The sequence below is a fragment of the Youhaiella tibetensis genome, assembly GCF_008000755.1.
GTDB classification, from domain to species: domain Bacteria; phylum Pseudomonadota; class Alphaproteobacteria; order Rhizobiales; family Devosiaceae; genus Paradevosia; species Paradevosia tibetensis.
Map to the genome: position 1 here is coordinate 200,458 of NZ_CP041690.1, position 18,917 is coordinate 219,374.

At 63.7% G+C, this 18,917-nt stretch carries 21 protein-coding genes and 1 tRNA gene; 8 read left to right on the forward strand and 14 right to left on the reverse strand.

What is annotated here, in order from left to right:
• Window positions 1-19: 19 nt before the first annotated feature.
• The 4 genes from rplT to FNA67_RS00960 form a co-directional block, all read right to left on the reverse strand.
• On the reverse strand, window positions 20-421 hold the full coding sequence (gene rplT, locus FNA67_RS00945; protein WP_049707306.1) for a 50S ribosomal protein L20: 402 nt from the start codon (window positions 419-421) through the stop codon (window positions 20-22).
• Window positions 422-447: 26 nt separating this feature from the next.
• Window positions 448-648, reverse strand: a complete 201-nt coding sequence (gene rpmI / locus FNA67_RS00950; protein ID WP_049707307.1) for a 50S ribosomal protein L35 — start codon at window positions 646-648, stop codon at window positions 448-450.
• Window positions 649-834: 186 nt separating this feature from the next.
• The gene (gene rlmN / locus FNA67_RS00955; RefSeq protein WP_147654741.1) at window positions 835-1,842 is read right to left on the reverse strand and encodes a 23S rRNA (adenine(2503)-C(2))-methyltransferase RlmN; all 1,008 of its coding nucleotides are present in this window, start codon (window positions 1,840-1,842) and stop codon (window positions 835-837) included.
• A gap of 68 nt (window positions 1,843-1,910) precedes the next feature.
• The gene (locus FNA67_RS00960; protein ID WP_147654742.1) at window positions 1,911-2,468 is read right to left on the reverse strand and encodes a TetR/AcrR family transcriptional regulator; all 558 of its coding nucleotides are present in this window, start codon (window positions 2,466-2,468) and stop codon (window positions 1,911-1,913) included.
• 172 nt (window positions 2,469-2,640) lie between these two features.
• Here FNA67_RS00960 and FNA67_RS00965 point away from each other — a divergent pair, with 172 nt between their 5' ends.
• Window positions 2,641-3,264 carry an NADPH-dependent F420 reductase gene (locus FNA67_RS00965; RefSeq protein WP_147654743.1) on the forward strand — a complete coding sequence of 208 codons (624 nt, stop codon included), beginning with the start codon at window positions 2,641-2,643 and terminating at the stop codon, window positions 3,262-3,264.
• A 69-nt stretch (window positions 3,265-3,333) separates the two neighbouring features.
• Here FNA67_RS00965 and FNA67_RS00970 read toward each other — a convergent pair whose 3' ends face one another.
• The 3 genes from FNA67_RS00970 to infC all read right to left on the reverse strand — a co-directional run bounded on the left by FNA67_RS00970 (window position 3,334) and on the right by infC (window position 7,026).
• Window positions 3,334-3,735 (reverse strand): winged helix-turn-helix transcriptional regulator, encoded by a 402-nt coding sequence (locus tag FNA67_RS00970; protein WP_147654744.1) that lies wholly within the window; start codon window positions 3,733-3,735, stop codon window positions 3,334-3,336.
• Between the two features lie 185 nt (window positions 3,736-3,920).
• A complete protein-coding gene (locus tag FNA67_RS22145; protein ID WP_053168133.1) occupies window positions 3,921-6,260 on the reverse strand; it encodes a methyl-accepting chemotaxis protein in 2,340 nt (779 codons plus the stop codon).
• Window positions 6,261-6,489: 229 nt separating this feature from the next.
• Window positions 6,490-7,026, reverse strand: coding sequence for a translation initiation factor IF-3 (infC, locus tag FNA67_RS00980; RefSeq protein WP_244616723.1), 537 nt, complete (start codon window positions 7,024-7,026; stop codon window positions 6,490-6,492).
• A 210-nt stretch (window positions 7,027-7,236) separates the two neighbouring features.
• Here infC and FNA67_RS00985 point away from each other — a divergent pair, with 210 nt between their 5' ends.
• Window positions 7,237-8,013, forward strand: coding sequence for an alpha/beta hydrolase (locus FNA67_RS00985; protein WP_147658103.1), 777 nt, complete (start codon window positions 7,237-7,239; stop codon window positions 8,011-8,013).
• On the opposite strand, the gene FNA67_RS22150 is transcribed toward FNA67_RS00985, so the two are convergent.
• The 4 genes from FNA67_RS22150 to FNA67_RS01005 all read right to left on the reverse strand — a co-directional run bounded on the left by FNA67_RS22150 (window position 8,010) and on the right by FNA67_RS01005 (window position 11,554).
• A complete protein-coding gene (locus FNA67_RS22150) occupies window positions 8,010-8,654 on the reverse strand; it encodes a GNAT family N-acetyltransferase (protein WP_147654745.1) in 645 nt (214 codons plus the stop codon). The genes FNA67_RS00985 and FNA67_RS22150 overlap by 4 nt on opposite strands.
• Entirely contained in the window at window positions 8,651-9,508 is an 858-nt protein-coding gene (locus tag FNA67_RS22155) for an SDR family oxidoreductase (protein WP_147654746.1), read from the reverse strand. Before FNA67_RS22155 ends, FNA67_RS22150 begins: the two co-directional genes overlap by 4 nt.
• A gap of 209 nt (window positions 9,509-9,717) precedes the next feature.
• A complete protein-coding gene (gene queG / locus FNA67_RS01000; protein ID WP_371874366.1) occupies window positions 9,718-10,896 on the reverse strand; it encodes a tRNA epoxyqueuosine(34) reductase QueG in 1,179 nt (392 codons plus the stop codon).
• Window positions 10,877-11,554: a glutathione S-transferase family protein gene (locus FNA67_RS01005; protein WP_170267168.1), complete on the reverse strand. Its 678-nt coding sequence runs from the start codon at window positions 11,552-11,554 to the stop codon at window positions 10,877-10,879. The genes queG and FNA67_RS01005 overlap by 20 nt, the downstream gene beginning before the upstream one ends.
• Window positions 11,555-11,695: 141 nt before the next feature.
• On the opposite strand from FNA67_RS01005, the gene FNA67_RS01010 reads away from it, so the two are divergent.
• Entirely contained in the window at window positions 11,696-12,508 is an 813-nt protein-coding gene (locus tag FNA67_RS01010; RefSeq protein ID WP_049707317.1) for an undecaprenyl-diphosphate phosphatase, read from the forward strand.
• Window positions 12,509-12,532: 24 nt separating this feature from the next.
• On the opposite strand, the gene FNA67_RS01015 is transcribed toward FNA67_RS01010, so the two are convergent.
• Window positions 12,533-13,492, reverse strand: a complete 960-nt coding sequence (locus FNA67_RS01015; RefSeq protein WP_147654748.1) for a complex I NDUFA9 subunit family protein — start codon at window positions 13,490-13,492, stop codon at window positions 12,533-12,535.
• Between the two features lie 161 nt (window positions 13,493-13,653).
• On the opposite strand from FNA67_RS01015, the gene FNA67_RS01020 reads away from it, so the two are divergent.
• From FNA67_RS01020 to FNA67_RS01035, 4 genes are all read left to right on the forward strand, one after another.
• Window positions 13,654-14,025, forward strand: a complete 372-nt coding sequence (locus tag FNA67_RS01020) for a GFA family protein (RefSeq protein ID WP_244616429.1) — start codon at window positions 13,654-13,656, stop codon at window positions 14,023-14,025.
• A 76-nt stretch (window positions 14,026-14,101) separates the two neighbouring features.
• Window positions 14,102-14,186 (forward strand) — tRNA-Leu (locus tag FNA67_RS01025).
• Window positions 14,187-14,333: 147 nt separating this feature from the next.
• Entirely contained in the window at window positions 14,334-15,725 is a 1,392-nt protein-coding gene (locus tag FNA67_RS01030; protein ID WP_147654749.1) for a DUF6538 domain-containing protein, read from the forward strand.
• A gap of 116 nt (window positions 15,726-15,841) precedes the next feature.
• Complete coding sequence (locus FNA67_RS01035; protein ID WP_147654750.1) at window positions 15,842-16,060, forward strand: hypothetical protein; 219 nt, start codon at window positions 15,842-15,844, stop codon at window positions 16,058-16,060.
• Between the two features lie 207 nt (window positions 16,061-16,267).
• On the opposite strand, the gene FNA67_RS01045 is transcribed toward FNA67_RS01035, so the two are convergent.
• Window positions 16,268-16,744, reverse strand: a complete 477-nt coding sequence (locus tag FNA67_RS01045) for a hypothetical protein (RefSeq protein ID WP_147654752.1) — start codon at window positions 16,742-16,744, stop codon at window positions 16,268-16,270.
• An 11-nt stretch (window positions 16,745-16,755) separates the two neighbouring features.
• Window positions 16,756-17,994, reverse strand: a complete 1,239-nt coding sequence (locus FNA67_RS01050; protein WP_210246417.1) for a hypothetical protein — start codon at window positions 17,992-17,994, stop codon at window positions 16,756-16,758.
• Between FNA67_RS01050 and FNA67_RS01055 the strand changes: the two genes are divergently transcribed.
• Window positions 17,993-18,892 carry an IS1 family transposase gene (locus tag FNA67_RS01055; RefSeq protein WP_147654753.1) on the forward strand — a complete coding sequence of 300 codons (900 nt, stop codon included), beginning with the start codon at window positions 17,993-17,995 and terminating at the stop codon, window positions 18,890-18,892. The genes FNA67_RS01050 and FNA67_RS01055 overlap by 2 nt on opposite strands.
• The last annotated feature ends 25 nt before the right edge of the window (window positions 18,893-18,917 follow it).

Genomic DNA, 18,917 nt, shown 5'->3' on the forward strand with positions numbered 1-18,917 from the left:
AGCTAGGCTGACGGGCTGATTAGCCGTTGACGCGGGCGTGAGTGGTGTCTTCGACACCCTTGAGATACCCGAGGGCGGCCTTGGCCTTCTCGACCAGGACGCCGAACGCTGCGGGCTCGGAGATCGCCAGATCCGAGAGCACCTTGCGGTCGACAGCAACCTCAGCCTTGCTGAGGCCGTCGATAAATCGACCGTAGGTCAGGCCATGCTCGCGCACGGCGGCGTTGATGCGCTGAATCCAGAGCGCACGGAAGTTGCGCTTGTTGACGCGGCGGTCGCGGTAGGCGTACTGGCCGGCCTTTTCCACGGCCTGCTTGGCAACGCGGATGGTATTCTTGCGACGGCCGTAATAGCCCTCGGCGGCCTTCAAGACCTTCTTGTGGCGGGCGTGGGCGGTGACGCCTCTCTTAACGCGTGACATGTGTCAGGTTCCTTTCTGGCGTTCGCTTAGCGGTTATAGGGCATGTACCACTTGACCAAGCCCTCATCGCCCTTCTGGAGCACTTTCGTGCCGCGCTGCTGGCGAATGTACTTGGCGTTGTGGCTGCTCAAACGGTGCCGCTTGCCGGAAACGCCGGCCTTGACCAGGCCAGACGCAGTGAACCTGAAACGCTTCTTGGCGCCAGATTTGGTCTTCATCTTGGGCATTTTGCGTGTCCTTTGTTAGTCGGATCGGTCTTTTGGGACCCATCGCATTCAAAGACCGCCACGGCATGCCTTTTGGCCGGGCGGTCCGGAAGAATGCGGGTGTATAGGGGCAATGGCGGCCAAAGGCAAGCGGAGTCTCGCCGCACTCGGCCCGGCAGAAGCAATGACCCACCGACCAGCGTCTTCCTAAGCCGCCAGCGCCCGTCCGTTGAGGTCGCGCAGCCAGAGCTGCCCGCAGGCGGCGGTGATGTCGCGGCCCTGCGTGTCGCGCACCACCACCGGAATACCCGCCCGCGCCAGGCGTTCCCTGAAGGCGAGGAGGGTCCGGTCCTCGGTGCGCCCCAGCTTGATCCCGTCGACCGGGTTCCAGCGCATGAGGTTGATGCGCGCCCGCTGCCCGCCCAGCATCGCCACCAGCCGCTCGAGGTCCGCCCGGCTGTCGTTGATCCCGGCCAGCAGCAGGTAGACGAAGGTAACGTCCCGGTTGTGCCGCTCCGCCCAGGAGAGCGCCCGTTCCACCACCTCCCTGACCGGGTGCTTGCGGCTCCCCGGGATCAGCGCCGCCCGGCTCTCGTCGGTCGTGGCATGGAGCGAGATGGTGAGGTTGATCCCCAGATGCTCCTCGCGCAGTGCCTTGAGGCCCTTGGGAATGCCGATGGTCGACAGCGTGATGCCGGTCGTCGGAAAATTGAGCCCGCGCCGGTCGCGCAGGATTCGGATCGCCTTGAGGACGTTGTCGTAATTGTTGAGCGGCTCCCCGATTCCCATGAACACGATGCGGTTGACCTTCGGTCCGAGCCGCGCCACCTGCTCGACGATCTCCCCGGCCTCGAGGTTGCGCTTGAGCCCGGCCTGCCCCGATGCGCAGAATCGGCAGGCAAACGCGCACCCCACCTGGCTCGAAATACAGGCCGTGTAGCCGTCGTGGCGCCTGATGAGCACGCTTTCCACAGCCAGCCCCTCGCGCAGCGCAAAAAGGAATTTCTGCGAGCGCGCCCCCCTTTCGCGCGACCGCAGCGTCAGGGCGCGCAGGTCCAGCCCCTGCGCTTGGGCCCAGCGCCTCGTGGCCTGGGGCAGGTCGGCATGGCTCGCGAACAGGTCGCGATAGGCGATCGGCCTCGTGCCGGTCATCGGCAGGCTGTCGAATTGCGCGGCGGTGAGGCTGAGGGCGAGGGGGCGTGTCGGCTGTGTCATGCTTCATTTATAACTAACGCGTAAGTTATAAACAAGCTGCGCTTGTAACCTCGCCTTTCCGCCGTGCTCTACCCTTCGGGAAAGAGGCTCTCGATCAGCCGTTCTGTCTGCATCAGGACGAAAGCGTTGAGCGGGCCGTCCTGCTCGATGAGCCACTGCATCGTGGCGCCCTGGATCACCGCCTGGATAAGGCTCGCCTGCACCTTGCGGGTCTCCGAAGCCGGCAACCGCATCTCGATGGCCTCGCGCACCAACCGGTTGCGCTCCCGGGCCAGCCGGTTGAGCTCATCGTCATGGACGTCGGACCATTCGAGCAGCAGATAGCCGGCAAAGCCCTCGCCCGATCCGAGTCCGCCGATGAGATCGCTCAACATCTCCCGCAGCGCGCCGACGCCCTCGACGATCGCCAGACCGGCGAAATAGTCGCGCACTTCCTGGGTCGAGCGTTCCATGACCTTGCGATGGAGCGTGGCCTTGTTCTCGAATCGCTGGATGATCGCGGCCCGGGAAACGCCCACCGCTTCGGCGACATCGGTAAGGGTGAAGGCCGCCGGCCCCTTTGCCACCAGTACCTGCTGGGCGATGGTCAGGATCTCGTCATCGCTGTGGAGCTTGGGGCGTGGCATGGAGCGGTTCTAGAAGCGCCTTCCCCTCCCGGCAATAGCCAATCGCCTGCCACAGTCGTCGCAAAGCGAACGATACGTTTCGCAACTCCTGCGAGCCAAATCCGCGAGGATGGGCGTAGAGTGAAGTTCTAACGTCTCGAAAGCGTCGTGTCTTTTCAAGGAGAACACTGCAATGAGCATCGCAATTCTGGGTTTGGGGAATATGGGCAAGGGCCTGGCCAAGCGCCTGGCCGGCAAGACCGATATCGTCTTCGGCGCCCATGACATGGCCAATGCCACCACCTTTGCCGGCCTGCTTCCTGGCCACATCAAGGTCGGTGACTATCGCGATGCGGCCAAGATTTCCGATGTCATCGTCCTGGCGCTGCCTTATGCGGCGGCCCTGGAGGAAGCCAGGAACAACCGCGAGTTCGACGGCAAGATCATCGTGGACATGACCAACCCGATCAACGCCGAGGGTAGCCTGGCTGTCGGCCACACCACCTCTGCCGCCGAGGAGATCCAGAAAGCCGCGCCGCGCGCCAAGGTGGTCAAGGCCTTCAACACCATCTTCGCGGGTGTCTTCGACGCCCCGCCCTCGGCAACCGCCGGCGTGCCCGTGTTCGTGGCCGGTGATGACGAGAAAGCCGTCGAGGTCGTGGCGGCACTGGCGCGGACCGCGGGCTTCGCCTCCGAGGTCGTCGGCGACCTTTCCCAGGCGCGCCTGCTCGAGCCGCTCGGCATGCTCAACATCCGCCTCGGCTACGGGGTCGGCAAGGGCACCGGCATCGCTCCGGCCTGGCTCACCATCGGCTGAAATCGCAAAACAAAAAGGGTGCGGCCGGGTCCCGGCCACACCCCAAACTGCTCACTGTCGATTCGGGCCCTAGTGGCCCGAAATCATCTGCGATTGCGGCGCCATTTCCAGCTCCGCATCGAATCGGCGCCGCGCCGCTTCGATCTCCGGGCGGTTCTCTACGGCGAAATCGCGCAGCGCTCCCAGCGCCTGCAGGAAGCGCATGCCCACTTCGGTCAGTTCGTATTCGACGCGGGGAGGGATCACCGGAAAGAATGTCCGCTTCACCAGGCCCTCGCGCTCGAGGTTTCTCAGGGTTGCGGCCAGCACCTTCTGGGAGATGCCGACCACGAGCTTGCGCAATTCGTTGAAACGCCGCTTGCCAGCGACGAGTTGGGCGATGACGCGAAGCGTCCATTTATCGCCGATCAAAGACAGTAACGTGCGAGTCGTATCGCCGCCTGTCGGCAGCGTTGTGGGTTGGTTCGTCAAATCGAAAAACTCCGGTTTCCCGGGCACTCGCAAGCGCGGTGCTCAATACCTTTGGCCATATAGGAAGGGCTTTTCCCCTTTCCAGAGCCGGCGGCAAACTCCGGTCAAAAACTGGCCAAATAACGGCAACCTGTGGCCCTTCCGCCATAAAATGAAGCGGGCCCGAAGGCCCGCTTCCGTCATCCCTAGAACTCGCTCCAGTCGGCCTTGAGGGCGGCGTTGCCCCGGGCCAGATAGGTGCGCGCCGCATCCACGGCCCGCTGCTGGAGCCCCTTGATTCCGCTCGCGGCCGGGGCCTCCTCGGGCTGCTTGGCCTCGATGGTGAACACGTCCACGATTCGGTCGAGCGCGCTCGCCTGGGCCTCGGTCTGCTCGATGGCGGCATTGGTCTCTTCGACGAGGGCCGCGTTGTGCTGGGTCATCTCGTCCATCTGCCGGATGGCCCCCGTCACTTCCTCGAGCGAGTGCGACTGGTCGCGGCTGGCTTCGGAGATGCCCTGCATGAGGTGGCTGTTCTCTTCCACCGCGTTGAGGATCGCCGCCAGCTTGTTGGCAGCTTCCGCCACCAGCCGGGAGCCGGACTGGACCTCGCCGGCGCTCTGCTCGATGAGATCCTTGACCTCGGCGGAGGCCTGCGCCGCCGACTGGGCCAGGCGCCGCACTTCGACGGCCACGACCGCAAAGCCCTTGCCGGCCTCGCCGGCGCGAGCCGCTTCCACCGAGGCATTGAGAGCCAGCAGGTTGGTCTGGAACGCGATATCGTCGATCATGCCGATGATGTTGGAGATCTTGGACGAAGACGTCTCGATCCGCTCCATGGCCTGGTTGGCGCGATCCATCACCGCGCCGCCCTCTCCGGCGAGCTGGGAGGCCGAGGTGGTCTTGTCGGCCGCCTGCTGCGCCTTGTTGGCATTATCCGCCACGGCATTGGCCAACTGCTCGATGGTTGCCGTGGTCTCCTGGAGTGCCGCGGCCTGCCGCGTCGTGCGTTCGGAAAGATCGTTGGCGCCCGAGAGAATTTCCCCCGTAGCGGTCTTGAGCGCCTTGGAGGTGTCGCGCAGCTCGCCCATCATCGAGGCGAACTTGTCGGCCACCGCGTTGGTATCGGACTTGAGGCGGGCGAAAGCCCCCTGGTATTCGCCCGTCATGCGCTGCGTGAGGTCGGCATCGGCCAGGGCCGACAGCACGCCGCCGGTCTCGGTGACGCCCCGATCGACCGTCGCCACCAGCTCGTTGACGCTCTGCGCCAGCGAGAGCAGCTCGGGGTTCTCGTAATGGGTGCCGACCCGGGCCGTGAAGTCTCCGGCCACCGCCGCTTCCACCACGCTTGCCACTTCGTGCTGCAGGGCATCGCGGAGCGACTGCTCCTCGGCCTGCAGGCGCTGCGTCTCGGCCTTCTCGGCATCCATCGCCTGCACGGCCTTGCCGTTGGTACGGAACACCTCGAGCGCCTGGGCCATCTGCCCCAGCTCGTTGCGGGCATCCAGATTTGCAAGCTCGAGATCGAGATTGCCGTCGGCAAGCTGGCGCATCGAGACCGTCATGCCGCGCAGGGCCTTGGAGAGCCAGCGCCCGATGAGCACCGCCAGCGCCAGTCCGGCGGCCATGGCCAGGCCCGTCACCACCATGAGCAGCGTCGTCGTCAGCGACGCGAACTGCCCGGCCGCTTCGCCCAGTTCATCCTGGCGCGTATTGATATTGTCCTCGATCACGCCGAACGCGGCCTGGATGCGCGGCCCGAAATCGTCGAGCTGCTCGGAACGGATCGTATTGCGCTCCTCGATCGCTCCGGCCAGTTCCTCCACGAGCCCCGCATAGATGTCGAGCTGGTCGGCGATCTGCTGGGTCTTTTCCTGCAGCGCCGGATCGAAAAGCCCGACGCTGAGCTCGGAGACCTGCTCGACCGCCTGGGCGCCGTTCTCGCGCACCCGGTCGAGATCGGCCGGATCGTTGGTGGCCATGTAGCGCTCGGCATTGAGCAGCATGAGCAGGGCGCTCTCGTTGACATGGCCGGCCTGCGCCACCGAGGAAATGTCCCCGCGCGAGGTCAGGCTCGTGATCAGGTCGTTGAGCAGGCTGCGGATCGTCTCGGTGCTGTCGTTGAGCGAAGCGCCCACCGACTTGCGCTGTTCTTCGAGCGTCACCGTCTGGGTGAAGGCGTCCCTGTAGGTCGCCAGATCCGTCTTGAGTTCGCCCAGCCAGGAATAGGATTCCTCGTCATTGGCGAAGACGTCCATGGATGCCTGGTCGTTGAGGCTATGGTCGGCGATCAGGCTGTCGAATTCGGCGGCCTTGTCGGCCGCGCCGTCCACGCGATAGCCCATCTCCACCATGCGCGCCGCATAGGTGTCGCCGACCATGCGTCCGATGGTGAGCGATTGCTGGGCTTCGTCACGATAATCGGCATAGGACTTGGTCAGTCCACCCACGCCGAAATTCCCCGCCAGGGCAACGGCGGCAAGCAGTATCAAAAGGACGCCGAAGGCGCCGAAAATGCGTTGAGCAATACTAAGACGGGAGAACATCCGGTACTCCAGGGGTCACGTTCTGTGAGGCGTCAGGTATGGTACGGACCATGCCCACCCGGAGTTAACAAATGCCGACCGCAAAGCCTTGAGAGCATTGGCAAAGGTCGAAATTGTCGCAGGCATCCCTTATCCGGTGCATTGGGAATTTCAATGACGCGGGGGGAGGTGCGGCAACAAAAAAAGCAGGCCTTGAGGCCTGCTTCCTGATCGGCTGGGAGATGCCGGCTTACTTGGGAGCCAGCACCATCACCATCTGGCGGCCTTCCGAGCGCGGCGCGCTCTCGACCTTGGCCTTGTCTTCCATCAGGTCGCGGACCTTGAGCAGAAGCTCCATGCCCAGTTCCTGGTGCGCCATTTCGCGGCCACGGAAGCGCATCGTCACCTTCACGCGATCGCCACCCTCGATGAAGCGTGCGACCGCCTTCATCTTGGTGTCGTAGTCATGCGTATCGATGTTGGGACGCAGCTGGATTTCCTTGACCTCGATGACCTTCTGCTTCTTGCGGGCTTCCGCAGCCTTCTTCTGCGCAGCATACTTGAAGCGGCCGAGATCGAGGAACTTGGCTACCGGAGGGCTGGAATTGGCGGCGATGAGGACCAGATCGAGTCCGGCCTCCTGGGCCATGGCGATGGCCTCGCGGGTACGGATGACCCCTTTGTTCTCACCCTCGGCACCGATGAGCTGGACTTCGGGGGCGGAGATATCCTCGTTGGAAAGCGGCCCATCTTTCTGGGGCGCAACGGGTCTCATGGGACGACGAATGGCAGGCGTTCCTTGTCTTATTGACGGTAGGGCGGAAGATCGCCCCTAAAATCGTGATGGCGTGTCCAGAAGTCAACAGGCAAACCGGTGCCACCACGCCGATAACGCGGGAATCTCGAAGGTGTTGCACGCTTGCGCGCACTTTGACAGCGCCCCCGGGCAAACCTTAAAAGCCAGGTTCGATATGGAGGCCGCCAATTGACCGACGACATGATGCCCGCGATCACGCCATCGACCCTTGAGGTCGGCACCGGGGCCAACAGCCGCCCCATAGCCGTCGAGCGGCGCGCCGGCGCCGCCCCGGGCCTTTTCTGGCTCAACGGCTTCAAGTCGGACATGGGCGGCAGCAAGGCCATTGCGGTGGATGCCTATGGCGCCGCGCATGGGCTGGCGGTGACCCGCTTCGACTACTCCGGCCACGGCCGTTCGGGCGGCGAATTCCTCCAGGGCACGGTGAGTCGCTGGCTCGAGGAGGCGCTCGCCGTCTTCGCCCTCACCGAAGGCCCCCAGATCGTGCTCGGCTCCTCGCTCGGCGGCTGGCTGGCCCTGCTGCTCAACCGCGCCCTGCGCCGCGCCGGTTCGGGCCGCGTCAAGGAGCTCATCCTCGTCGCTCCCGCGGTCGACGCCACCCAAGACCTGATGCTGGCCGGCTTCTCGCGCAAGGAACTCAAGTCGCTCGAGGAGCGCGGCTATGTCGAGCGCGCCTCCCAATACGGCCCCGAGCCCTATGTCTATACGCGCGGCCTTATTGAGGACGGCCGCACCCATCTCATGTTCGATGGCGTCATCGAGACCGGTTGCCCCGTGACCATCCTCCAGGGCGGCAAGGATCCGGACGTGCCCCAGGAGCATGCTCTCAAGCTCGTCTCCCATCTCCTGCACGATCCGGTGACGCTGACCCTCATTCCGGATGGCGACCATCGCCTGAGCCGGCCCGAGGACATCAGGCGCCTCGAGGATGCCATCGGCCGCGCCGTTGCCGACTAGAGCTTGCGCCGCTGGCGTCCCTCGGCGTCGAAATTGTCCGGCGCCAGCCACGCCTCGAGCCGCTCCCTGATCGCCGGCCATTCCCCGTCGATGATCGAGAACCAGGCGGTGTCGCGGTTCTCGCCCTTGACGATCATGTGCTGGCGGAAGACGCCCTCGAAGGTGAAGCCGAACCGGCGCGCCGCGCGCTTGCTTGGCTCGTTCTGGTCGTTGCACTTCCACTCGAGCCGCCGGTAACCGAGCGTATCGAAGACATAGGCGGCAAAGAGATAGAGCGCCTCGGTCGCCAGGCGCGTCTGCGCGACGCCGCGCCCCCAGAGGACGCCGCCGATCTCGATGACCCCATGGGCGGGCTCGATCCGCATCAGCGATTGCTGGCCGCCGGCGAGCCCGGTCGCCTTGTCGACCACGGCGAAATAGAGCGGATCCTCGATCGCCGCTGCTTCGGCCAGCCGCCGGCGCAGCTCCGCCTCGTCGGCGGGCGGCTGCGACATCAGCCAGCGATAGCGCGCCGCCTCGCCTTCTCCTGCGGTCGCGGCGAAAAGGCCCGCCGCGTGCCGGGGCTCGATCGGCTCGAGCCGGGCATAACGTCCTTCGAGTACGGTGCGTTGCGGCTTTTGGGCAGGGTGCGGCTGGCTCAAGATGCTATGGCTGAAAGCCCCTCGCGATAGGTAGAATAAAGCAGCTCGATCCCCAGCGCCGCCTTGATGGCGGTATTGGAGACTCGCTTGTTGTCCGCATAGAACGAGCGCGCCATCTCCGAAAGCTCGGCGTCCTCGAATGCCACCTCCGGCGGCGCCTCCACGCCCATCAGCCCGGCGGCGTAGGCCACAAGGTCCTGGGGCGGGGCGGGTTCGTCGTCGGCCAGGTTGAAGGCGCCGGCCAGCCGGCGCTGCGCAGCCAGCGCCGTGATCCGGCCGATATCGGCGACATGGATGCGGTTGAACACCTGCCCCGGCTTGACGATGCGCCGCGCCGTGCCCTCGCGCAGGCGCTCGAAGGTCGAGCGGCCCGGCCCATAGATGCCGGCCAGCCGCAGCGTGGCCAGCGGCACGCCGCGCTCGGTCGCGAAGGATTGCCATTCGTCCTCGGCCACCACGCGCTGGCGCGAGCGCTCGTTGACCGGATGGCGCGGCGCGCTTTCATCGACCCAGCCGCCGCCGAAATCGCCATAGACGCCCACGGTCGAGAAATAGCACAGCCACTCGAGCTCGCGCGCCCGCATCAGGTCCTGCCAGTGCTGCCGCAACACCGGGTCGCCCTGTGCGCCGGGCGGCGTCGAAATCACCACATGGCTCGCCCCGCTCAGAGCCTCCCCCAGCGCGCCCGGCCGTTCGCCATCGAAAACGCCGATGTCATAGCCCTTTTCCGCCAGTGCCTTCGCCTTGTTCCGATCGCGCACCGTCCCCGCGATCTCGACCGCCGGATCGGCCCTGCGCAACGCCTCGGCCGTCGCCTGCGAAGAATACCCCATGCCGAAAAAGAAGACGCGCATCACCCGCTCTCAACACCCGAAATGGCCCCGGCGGAATCGCGCAAGTCACCGGGCCGCAGACTAGGCGTTTCGCGATTCGATGAAAACCGGCTTGTCGCCGGCAGGAACAAGGGTGGGGGCCTATTGCCTCCCTCCACCCAAGTGGCGCGATCCATGCCCCCCGGCTCTCCGGCAGGGCAAGATCGGCACTGGCGGCAGGCAGAAGCGGCTCAAACCACCTCCGGCAACACCGCCGCCCACTCGGCGCGCACTTCTGCGTCCCGCTCCCCGGCCGCATGCGCCTCGGCGCTTCGCCGCACCCGTTCCCCGTCAGCCAGTTGCGCAAACGCCCACACCGCTGCGCCACGCACCAGAGCATCTTCATCCTCGAGCCGTGCCTCGACCGCTTCGAGCAAGGCTCGGTCGCCGCTATTGCCCGCCGCGATCAGCACGTTGCGCAGGAACCGCCCGTGCCCGATCCGCTTGATCGGCGATCCCGAAAACAGCGCCCGGAACCCCGCATCGTCGAGCGCCAGCAGCACGCTCAACGGCGGCTCGCGCAGATCTTCGCGCGCAAACAGCTTGGCCTCGCGCGTTTCGCTGGCGAACTTGTTCCACGGACACACCGCCAGGCAATCGTCGCACCCATAGATGCGGTTGCCCATTGCCTTGCGGAACTCGGCCGGGATCGGCCCCTTGTGCTCGATATTGAGATAGGCGAGGCACCGGCGCGCATCGAGCTGGAAAGGTGCCGGAAAGGCGTCGGTCGGGCAGACATCGAGGCATCGCCGGCACGAGCCGCAGCTTTCCGCCATCGGCTCGGACGCCGGCAACTGCGCCGAAGTGAAGATGGCGCCCAGGAACAGCCAGGAGCCGAATTGCCGGCTGACCAGCACCGTGTGCTTGCCCTGCCAGCCCAGTCCCGCCGCCTGGGCCAGGGGCTTTTCCATCACCGGGGCTGTGTCCACGAACACCTTGACCGCCTCGCCCGTCCGGCGCGACAGCAACCCCGCCAGCTCCTTGAGCCGGCCCTTGATGATGTCGTGATAGTCCCGGTTGCGCGCATAGACCGAGATATTGCCGCTCGACCGCCTGGCCAGCGCCGCCATCGGGTCGCTGTCCGGGCCGTAATTGACCCCGATCATGATCACCGAGCGGGCTTCGGGCCAGAGCGCCACCGGGCTTGCGCGCCGGTCGGCGGTCTCTGCCATCCAGTCCATGTCGCCGTGCCAGCCGGCAGCAAGCGCGGCCTGCAGCTTTTCGCTTAGGTCCGGGCGCGCCTCCGCCGCCGCGATGCCGAAGGCATCAAAGCCCAAAGCGCTGGCGCGCTGGCGCAGTTCGGAAACGAGATCGGCCATGGGCCTATTCTGGCCCGGCTCTAGCGCCGGGTCAAAAGTCGAGGTCGGCATAGCCGCGATGCGGCGGCATTCCGACCACGCGGTCGTTGAGGAGCGTCCGGAAGGCCGGGCGCGACTTGATGCGCGAATACCAGTCGCGCGTTTCGCCGGCCTTTTCCCAGTCGATGTCGCCCAGATAATCGAGAGTCGAAAGATGGGCGGCAAGCGCGAAATCGGCCAGGGTCATGTTGTCCCCCGCCAGCCAGCTGCGCGTCGCGCACAGCCAGGTGAAATAATGCATGTGCTCGGTCAGGTTCGCCTTGGCGATGCGCAGCACCGCCGGGTCAGGCGTGCCGCCCTGCCGGTCGCGCTTGACGATCTTCTCCTCGAGCACATAGCGCGTCACTTCGTCGTTGAGCTTGCCCAGCACCCACTCGAACATCCGCCACATCTCGGCGCGCTCGGCCGAAAGCGCCGGCACCAGGCCCGCCACCGAAGTCGGGGCGAACCGTTCCTCGATATTGAGGATCACCGCCAGCGGCCCCACCACCGGGGGCTCGGCATTGTCGAGCAGGATCGGCACCGTCGCCGCCGGATTGATCTCGAGGAACTCGGGCTGGCGCAGCCAGGGCTTGATCTCCTCCAGGTCCACTGGAACCCCGTATTCGGCGAGCATGAGCCTTGCCAGGCGAGCGGAGGGGTCTAGCGGGTGATGGAGAAGCCTTGCCATTTTCGTCTTTGCGATCCTTGCGCTTGCCATCGTTTTCTAGGAGCACTGCACAGCGTCAGCCCCATGCCGTGATTCGCTAAGCCCCTCGCGATCCCGGCCCGATGCGCAAAAAGCGCTGTTCGTTGATGGATAGGAGATCAGATGAACGTCGATCAAGGTCTTTTTGTGCCGCTTCTCCTTGGCATCATTGAAGGGCTTACCGAATTCTTACCGGTCTCCTCGACCGGCCACCTGCTGCTGGTCGAGCACTTCCTCGGTTTCGACAGCCCCGGGCGCGTCTTCGAAGTGCTCATCCAGCTCGGCGCGATCCTGGCCATCGTGGTCATCTATTTCTGGCGCCTCGTCGGCATCGCGCGCGATGTCTTCCTGCGCAAGCCCTATGCGCTGCGCTTCGCCCTCTGCGTGATCCTGGCCTGCCTGCCGGCCGCCATCGCGGGCGTGCTGCTGCACGATTTCATCAAGACGGTGATCTATGAATCGCCCATCCTCATCTGCGTGATGCTGATCGTGGGCGGGGTGGTGCTGCTCTTCGTCGACCAGCTCAAGCTCAAGCCGAAATACACCGAGATCTACAGCTATCCGCCCCTGATGTGTTTCTATATCGGGCTCTTCCAGATGCTGGCGCTCATCCCGGGCGTGTCACGCTCGGGCGCCACCATCGTCGGCTCGCTCCTGCTGGGCACCGACAAGCGCTCCGCCGCCGAGTTCAGCTTCTTCGTGGCCCTGCCGCTCATGGTCGGCGCCTTCGGCTACGATTTCTACAAGAACCGCGAACTCATCGGCCCGGAGCTCGGCCTCAACATCGCTATCGGCTTCGCCGCGGCCTTCATCGTCGGCACGCTGGTGGTCAAGTACCTGCTCGATTTCGTCTCGCGCCACGGCTTTTCGTTCTTCGCCTACTGGCGGATCTTCGTGGGCGCCATCGGGCTGTGGGGCCTGCTGCTCTTCAAGTAAGGGCAGCAGCCCTCGCGTCGGGGCTCAGGCCGCGATCTTCTCGAACTGGCCGTTGCGGCGGAAGCGCCAGAGGTAGGTCGGCAGGATCGTGTCCATGCTCACCGGCGTCAGGCCCAGCCCGAGCAGGGTGCGCTTCTCCTTGATCGCCGCCTCGGACACCACGTTGTCCTTGCCCAGCAGGATCACCTGGTCGGCGGTCAGCGGCGGCTTGGGCAACAGCCCCATCGGCATGGCGAGCAGCGTGCCCAGCCCTTCGGAAACCGGGAACAGCGTATTGTTGCGGCCGGTCTCGCGCAGTACGCGCTGCCAGAGCTGGCGGTTGGTCTCGATCTCGGGGCCGCCCAGTTCATAGACGCGCCCGGCCTTGATCTCGCCCGTCGCGGCGCGCACGATCACTTCGGCGACGTCGCCCACATAGACCGGCTGCATGCGCGCATCGGCTCCGATCAGCGGCAGCAACGGCAGCATGCGGGCAAAGGTGGCCATGCGTGTGAAGAAGCCATCGCCCGGCCCGAAGATCACCGAAGGGCGCACGATGGTGGCCTGCGGATAGGCGGCGAGCACCGCTTCCTCACCGGCCGCCTTGGAGCGGGCAAAGGCGCTGTCGCTATCAGCGGTCAGCCCCAGCCCCGAAATATGCACCAGGCTCGTCGCGCCCGCGGCGCGGGCAGCCTCGGCCACCGTGCGGGCGCCCTCGACATTGACCGCCTCGAAGCGCTGCGCGCCCCCTTCGATGCCGATGCCCACCAGGTTGATGACGATCCCCGCGCCCTCGACCGCGCGCATCACCGAGGCGGCGTTGCGCACATTGGCCTGCACCGGCACGATCTGCCCTACGGCACCCGGCATGCGCAGGTGGCCCGCCAGGTCCGGCCGGCGCACGGCTGCCCGGATGCGGTATCCGCGACGGGCCAGAAATTGCACCACCTGGGTGCCCACAAAGCCGGACGCGCCGAAAACCGTGACCAGGGGCAGTTGTTCCATGGAGAGCTCCGATTGCCGCTATTTGCCGCAGGTAAATTCCGTTGCCTTCTATCCCACCGCGCGCCGGCCTGTCGAGGGGGAGGGGCGTCTCTGCGCCGTTCGCCGCGCTCTTGACCGCGGATGGAAAATGTTCATGATTTGTTCGTTAATGGAGGATGGGAATGGAAATCGATCACACCATGCGCACCTATGACGGCCAGTGCCATTGCGGCGCCGTCCGCTACCAGGCCCGCACGGACCTTGCCGCGATGATGGATTGCAACTGCACCAATTGCCGCCGTCGCGGCTGGGTGCTGCAGAGCGTCCCGGCCGCCGATTTCCGGTTGCTGGCGGGCGAGGACGAACTCACCACCTACCGCTTCAACACCGGGCGAATCGCCCATCTTTTCTGCCGCCATTGCGGCATCCAGCCCTTCGCGCGCGGCCGCGATGGCGAGGGGAACGAGCTGGTCATGCTCAACGTCAACTGCCTGGAAGGCCTGCCCGTCATCGATCGCTCGACCATCATGCACTGGGATGGCCTGCACCGTTGATGATAAGATGACAAAAAGGGCATTTCGGCGATTGACAAGGATCGCCGCCCTCTACTAGTTAGGCGCGCTCACCAGTGCCCTGGTGGCGGAATTGGTAGACGCGCACGGTTCAGGTCCGTGTGCCGCAAGGCGTGGAAGTTCGAGTCTTCTCCAGGGCACCATTTCTAGAGGCGCTACCGAGCCTCTAACTCATTGAAATTGTTGGCGAAATACAGCCGCCCCTCGGGGCGGCTTGTGACTGACTGTCGTTCCGTGTCACTATGTGTGTCACCATTTGTGACACCAACTGTGCAACCAAAGGGTGCACCATGGGGCGGCGCGCTACACCTCAGACGGATCCTGATCGATATTTGCGGCTGCGAGTCGGGCAGTGGTACTATGTCCGGCGCATGCCTCGAAACCTGTGCGAAGAGCTCGGAAACAGATCCCACATCCGCGTTTCCTTGAAGACCACGGACAAGGCAGTTGCTCGCCTCAAGCGCGATCACCTCGAGGCGGCTGACAATGAGTACTGGGCCTCACTGCTGTCGGAGAAGGGGGGAGAGGTAACCCTGCGGCGATATCAGAGCGCCGTGAGGCGAGCTGACGCGATTGGGCTGACGTATCGACCGGCACAAGAAATCCTGCATCGTGAGAGCCTTCCGGACATCGTGGCCAGGTTCGAGGCGATCATGGATCAACGGACTTCCCCCGCCCTCGTGGAGGCAGCTCTCGGCGGCGTAGATGTTCCCCGCGTTTCCGTCACCGAGGCGTTCAAGGTCTATTGCGATGAGATAAAGCCGGCCGAGCTGAGGGGGAAGAGCGAGGCGCAGAAAAGATCCTGGAAGAAGGTGAAGCTTCGGGCGGTGAACAATTTCGTGGCGCTGAACGGTGACATGGCCATGGACGAAATCGAACGCCGGCACGCCTTGAAGCTCTTCGGCTTCTGGCGGGATCGCATAGCGCCCGCTGGGGCCGGAGCGCGTCCAACCCATAACCCTTCTTCGGGGAAGAAGGACATGGGAAACATGCGCCAGCTCTTCCGGGAGTATTGGGCCCATGTTGCGCCCGAGGAGCAGCGGGCAAACCCTTTCGATGGGTTGACCTTCGGGGATAGCGAAAACTCCCGGCCGCCTTTCACGCACGACTGGATGGTCACCAAGATCATGGCGGCCGGCGCCATGGCGAACTTCAACGATGAGCTGCGGGGAATCGCCTACATGGTTGCCGCAGTCGGCGCGCGTCCCAGCGAGATTGCAAACCTGGATGCGCCGGTGATCGTCCTGAATGCTCCGGTGCCCCATATCCTCATTGCGCCCCGAACCGATCCCGACGATCCCCGGCAAACGAAAACCAGGTCATCCATAAGAGCCATTCCGCTCGTGGGGTTGGCGCTCGCCGTCATGCAGCGCTTCCCCTCCGGGTTCCCTCGCTATTTCAACAAGGAGGGTACCCTCTCGAACACGCTCAACAAGGCGATGCGCGAGGCCGGGCTCATCCCGGACGACATCCCACCTGGCTATAATGTGGGGCATTCGGCCTACTCGATGCGGCACTCTTTCGAGGACCGTATGAAGGCCGCGGGGCTCGACGAGGAACTGCGCAAGATCCTGATGGGGCACGCCATCGACCGTCCGAAGTATGGCCTTGGGGGCGCGTTGGAGTGGCGAGCAAAGGAACTCGAAAAGGTCAACCTCCCCTTTGATAAGTCGTCGATCTGAGAGGAGACAGATCGGCGACGCCCGGTAGTGTCTCACTTTGAAATTAGTCGTTCTTGATGTACCTCGTAATTCAACCGGATTCGCTTATATGCTTGTCGGAGCATGGAGGCTCGATCATGCCAATCTTTGGGTACGAGCCAACCGTCAACGGACTTCGGGTCACAATAGACGGTCGGCCTTTCGGCGCGGGTGTGCGGACGCCCAGCGAAATCGACTATCAGGTCGGCCGTCTCAAGAATGAGCTAGATCAACTGACCGCGAAGATGAAGCGTGAAAGCCCGCAGCAGCACAAGGCGACCTTTTTAGACGGAATGTCCGATGCCAACCGGACCTGAAGGTGAAAAGCGCCCCGCCGATGCCATCGGTCTAGCCGTCCGTATTGCGCGGATTGCTACGGGTGAAGAATCAGAAAGCGCGCCGGTTCCCGCGAAGCGCTCTGCCGGAAAAGCGGGCGGCACAGCCAGGTCTAGGAAGTTAACGCCGCAACAGCGCTCGGAGATAGCACGTGTCGCGGCGGAGGCGCGTTGGAAAAAGTCGGACGACTAGGCGACCTTGTCCTCGTCGTCGCTGGCTTTCCGTATCTCGATATCGAGCGTGATATCCATCGGCAATTCAATGGGCTGCTCTTCCGGGTGCACGCTGTTCCAGTGGTCCAGATCCAGCGTGAGCTGATAGCCATCGCTTACGATCTGCTCCCGCCGATGCACCGCTGATTTGTGCATCTGTTTGCGGGTGGCGTCGTCGATATCGATGTAGACGAAGAGATTCATCTGTCCCGACTGGACGGGCAGCGCGTGGTAAGCACGATAGGGCCTGCCGGTGGTATCGTCATAGCGACGTTCGGCCTGTGCATCCTCGGCAAACTTCCTAGCTAAGAGCTCGATATCGGAAGGTGGCTGGGGCATTTCCCAGCCTTGGGCCTTCGCAAACTCTGCGACCTTGTGCATATCGATCTCGGTTTCGCCGGTCAGTTCCTTGTAGTGCCGAATGAAACGCTGGCGCTCTTGTCGTTGGCTCAATCTCAGTCCTTTCAGAAATCTACAGGGGCCACATCGCCCCAACCGTCCTTCATGGCGTTAGGAGAGATAGTCTCGCGCACCTTCGCCAGATGATCGCGGAAGCGATCATATCGGCCGGTTCGTCTTTGGAGTTGCCCGGCGATGATGCCGGGGTGGACCTTCACAACGCGAGCGAACCCAACAAGGTCGCGCTCAGAGAAGAAAGGGGCTTTTCGAGCCACGAACGCGTCCATCAGGTTCGACGGCACGCAGAACTCTTGTGCGGCCTGGTTGGCAACGCGCTCTTCCTCGGCAATGCCGGGGCCGGTACCCGCGCGATCCTTTTCAAGTTCTGCGTCAAGCATCGCGCCCTTCTGGCCGTGACCTTGCAGAACGTGCTCGATTTCGTGTCTCAACACGAACCAGAAATTGTCGATCCGGTCAAAACGAAGCGACATGCCGATGACCGGTGCGCGACCTTCCAGCCAGAAACAAACCCCGTCGATCTTTGCGGAACTGAGTGTTTCCACGAGAACGAAGCGAACGCCGCTCTCGTGCATGATCCGAGGAACGTCCGCCGCCCCTTCGGCCGAAGTCATCCGTGCCTTAAGCTTCGGTAGCGCCGCGCGGAGGTTGGCCGGGGAGTACGCTGGGACCAGCATGTCTTGGGCTATCTGCTTCACCCTGTACAGCCACGCGAGCTGCGCGGGAGTTGCGTCATGGCTAACTTCGGTCTTCTTCGCGGCGTGGGGTAGTATCTCGATATCGTCTACACGGTTCACGCCAAAGAACCGGACCAGTTCACCTTCGACTTGGCTGGTGTCGCGAACGCTTTCGGCTGTGATCCAGCCGCGCTTGATCATTTCTGCTACGGGCAGATCGCCGTAGAGGCGAGCACGGGTGGCGCGACCGGGGTCGGGCATGGTGGTTATCCGCGCCTTGGCCAGATCAAAGCTCTTCTGGATTTCGAGGAACTTTTCGGCTGGGACGTGGAACACGTCTTCGAGCGCCAATGCCAGCTGGGCGTCCACAGACCGCTTGTCGGCTACGAGCTTGTTGATGCCGGTTTCGTCCATGTTCAGGACGATGGCCAGCACCCGTTGGGTCCATCTCTTTTCAGCCAAAAGTGCCTGTATCAATTGTCCCGGCGTCTTGTAGTCCATGGTTGTTCTTGGCCCCAGTGATTCCGCACAATATGCCAACCTGCGCAAAATCGCAAACTGAACAAAATGCTTGGCGAGATTTGTTTGCAGGTCGTAGACAGAGCGCATGAACAAGCTCGATACAAAGACCCGCGCACAAATCCTCTCCCTTCTGGTTGCGGGCTCGTCCATGCGGTCAATCTCGCGCGCTGCCGGTGTGAGCATTAACACGGTGACGAAACTGCTTGAGAGCGCGGGCCGGGCTTGCGCCGCCTATCACAGCCTCAACGTGAGGGACGTTCAGTCCAAGCGCGTTCAGTGCGATGAAATCTGGTCGTTCTCCTACGCCAAGCAGAAGAACGTTGCCGCGGCCGAAGCTGCACCCGAAATCGCTGGCGACGTGTGGACCTGGGCGGCTATCGACGCCGACACCAAGCTGATTATCGCATATCTGGTTGGTGGCCGTGACACATTCTACGCTGAGACGTTCATGCACGATGTTGCCTGCCGGCTAGCAACGCGCGTCCAGGCCACGACGGACGGCCACGGCGCTTACCTCCGCGCGGTTGAAGGCGCCTCTGGCGTCGACGTCGACTACGCCATGCTGGTGAAGCTCTATGGCGCGGGTCCGGAAAGCGCCAGGGGCCGCTATAGCCCCGCCGAGTGCATTGGAGCGCGCAAGGAGCCGCGTGTCGGTTGCCCAATGCAAGGGCATATCAGCACGTCCTATGTGGAGCGCCAAAACCTGACCATGCGCATGTCAATGCACCGGTTCACTCGCCTAAGCAATGGCTTCTCGAAGAAGATCGACAACCACGTCCATATGCTGTCGCTCTACTTCGTCCATTACAACTTCTGCCAGATGCACAAGACGCTGCGCATGTCCCCAGCAATGGCCGCTGGTCTGGCCCATACGCTGCGCGACGCCGAGTGGATCGTGAGCCTGATTGACTCCGTTGCGCAGGAGCCTGCAATGCGCGGCCCTTACAAAGAAGCGCCTCGCCGAAATTTCAAACTGAGACACTAACCGCCGGAGGTGCTGACTTGAGCTT

Excerpts from the sequence above, each read along its gene's own strand:
- FNA67_RS01015 (WP_147654748.1), bottom strand. The coding sequence starts at position 13,492 with ATGGAACAACTGCCCCTGGTCACGGTTTTCGGCGCGTCCGGCTTTGTG.
- rpmI (WP_049707307.1), bottom strand. The coding sequence starts at position 648 with ATGCCCAAGATGAAGACCAAATCTGGCGCCAAGAAGCGTTTCAGGTTC.
- FNA67_RS01010 (WP_049707317.1), top strand. The coding sequence starts at position 11,696 with ATGAACGTCGATCAAGGTCTTTTTGTGCCGCTTCTCCTTGGCATCATT.
- FNA67_RS01055 (WP_147654753.1), top strand. The coding sequence starts at position 17,993 with ATGAACAAGCTCGATACAAAGACCCGCGCACAAATCCTCTCCCTTCTG.
- FNA67_RS22145 (WP_053168133.1), bottom strand. The coding sequence starts at position 6,260 with ATGTTCTCCCGTCTTAGTATTGCTCAACGCATTTTCGGCGCCTTCGGC.
- FNA67_RS01035 (WP_147654750.1), top strand. The coding sequence starts at position 15,842 with ATGCCAATCTTTGGGTACGAGCCAACCGTCAACGGACTTCGGGTCACA.
- FNA67_RS01020 (WP_244616429.1), top strand. The coding sequence starts at position 13,654 with ATGGAAATCGATCACACCATGCGCACCTATGACGGCCAGTGCCATTGC.
- FNA67_RS00965 (WP_147654743.1), top strand. The coding sequence starts at position 2,641 with ATGAGCATCGCAATTCTGGGTTTGGGGAATATGGGCAAGGGCCTGGCC.
- FNA67_RS01050 (WP_210246417.1), bottom strand. The coding sequence starts at position 17,994 with ATGCGCTCTGTCTACGACCTGCAAACAAATCTCGCCAAGCATTTTGTT.
- FNA67_RS22155 (WP_147654746.1), bottom strand. The coding sequence starts at position 9,508 with ATGCGCGTCTTCTTTTTCGGCATGGGGTATTCTTCGCAGGCGACGGCC.
- FNA67_RS00960 (WP_147654742.1), bottom strand. The coding sequence starts at position 2,468 with ATGCCACGCCCCAAGCTCCACAGCGATGACGAGATCCTGACCATCGCC.
- FNA67_RS01005 (WP_170267168.1), bottom strand. The coding sequence starts at position 11,554 with ATGGCAAGGCTTCTCCATCACCCGCTAGACCCCTCCGCTCGCCTGGCA.
- FNA67_RS00985 (WP_147658103.1), top strand. The coding sequence starts at position 7,237 with ATGATGCCCGCGATCACGCCATCGACCCTTGAGGTCGGCACCGGGGCC.
- FNA67_RS01030 (WP_147654749.1), top strand. The coding sequence starts at position 14,334 with ATGGGGCGGCGCGCTACACCTCAGACGGATCCTGATCGATATTTGCGG.
- rplT (WP_049707306.1), bottom strand. The coding sequence starts at position 421 with ATGTCACGCGTTAAGAGAGGCGTCACCGCCCACGCCCGCCACAAGAAG.
- rlmN (WP_147654741.1), bottom strand. The coding sequence starts at position 1,842 with ATGACACAGCCGACACGCCCCCTCGCCCTCAGCCTCACCGCCGCGCAA.
- queG (WP_371874366.1), bottom strand. The coding sequence starts at position 10,896 with ATGCCGACCTCGACTTTTGACCCGGCGCTAGAGCCGGGCCAGAATAGG.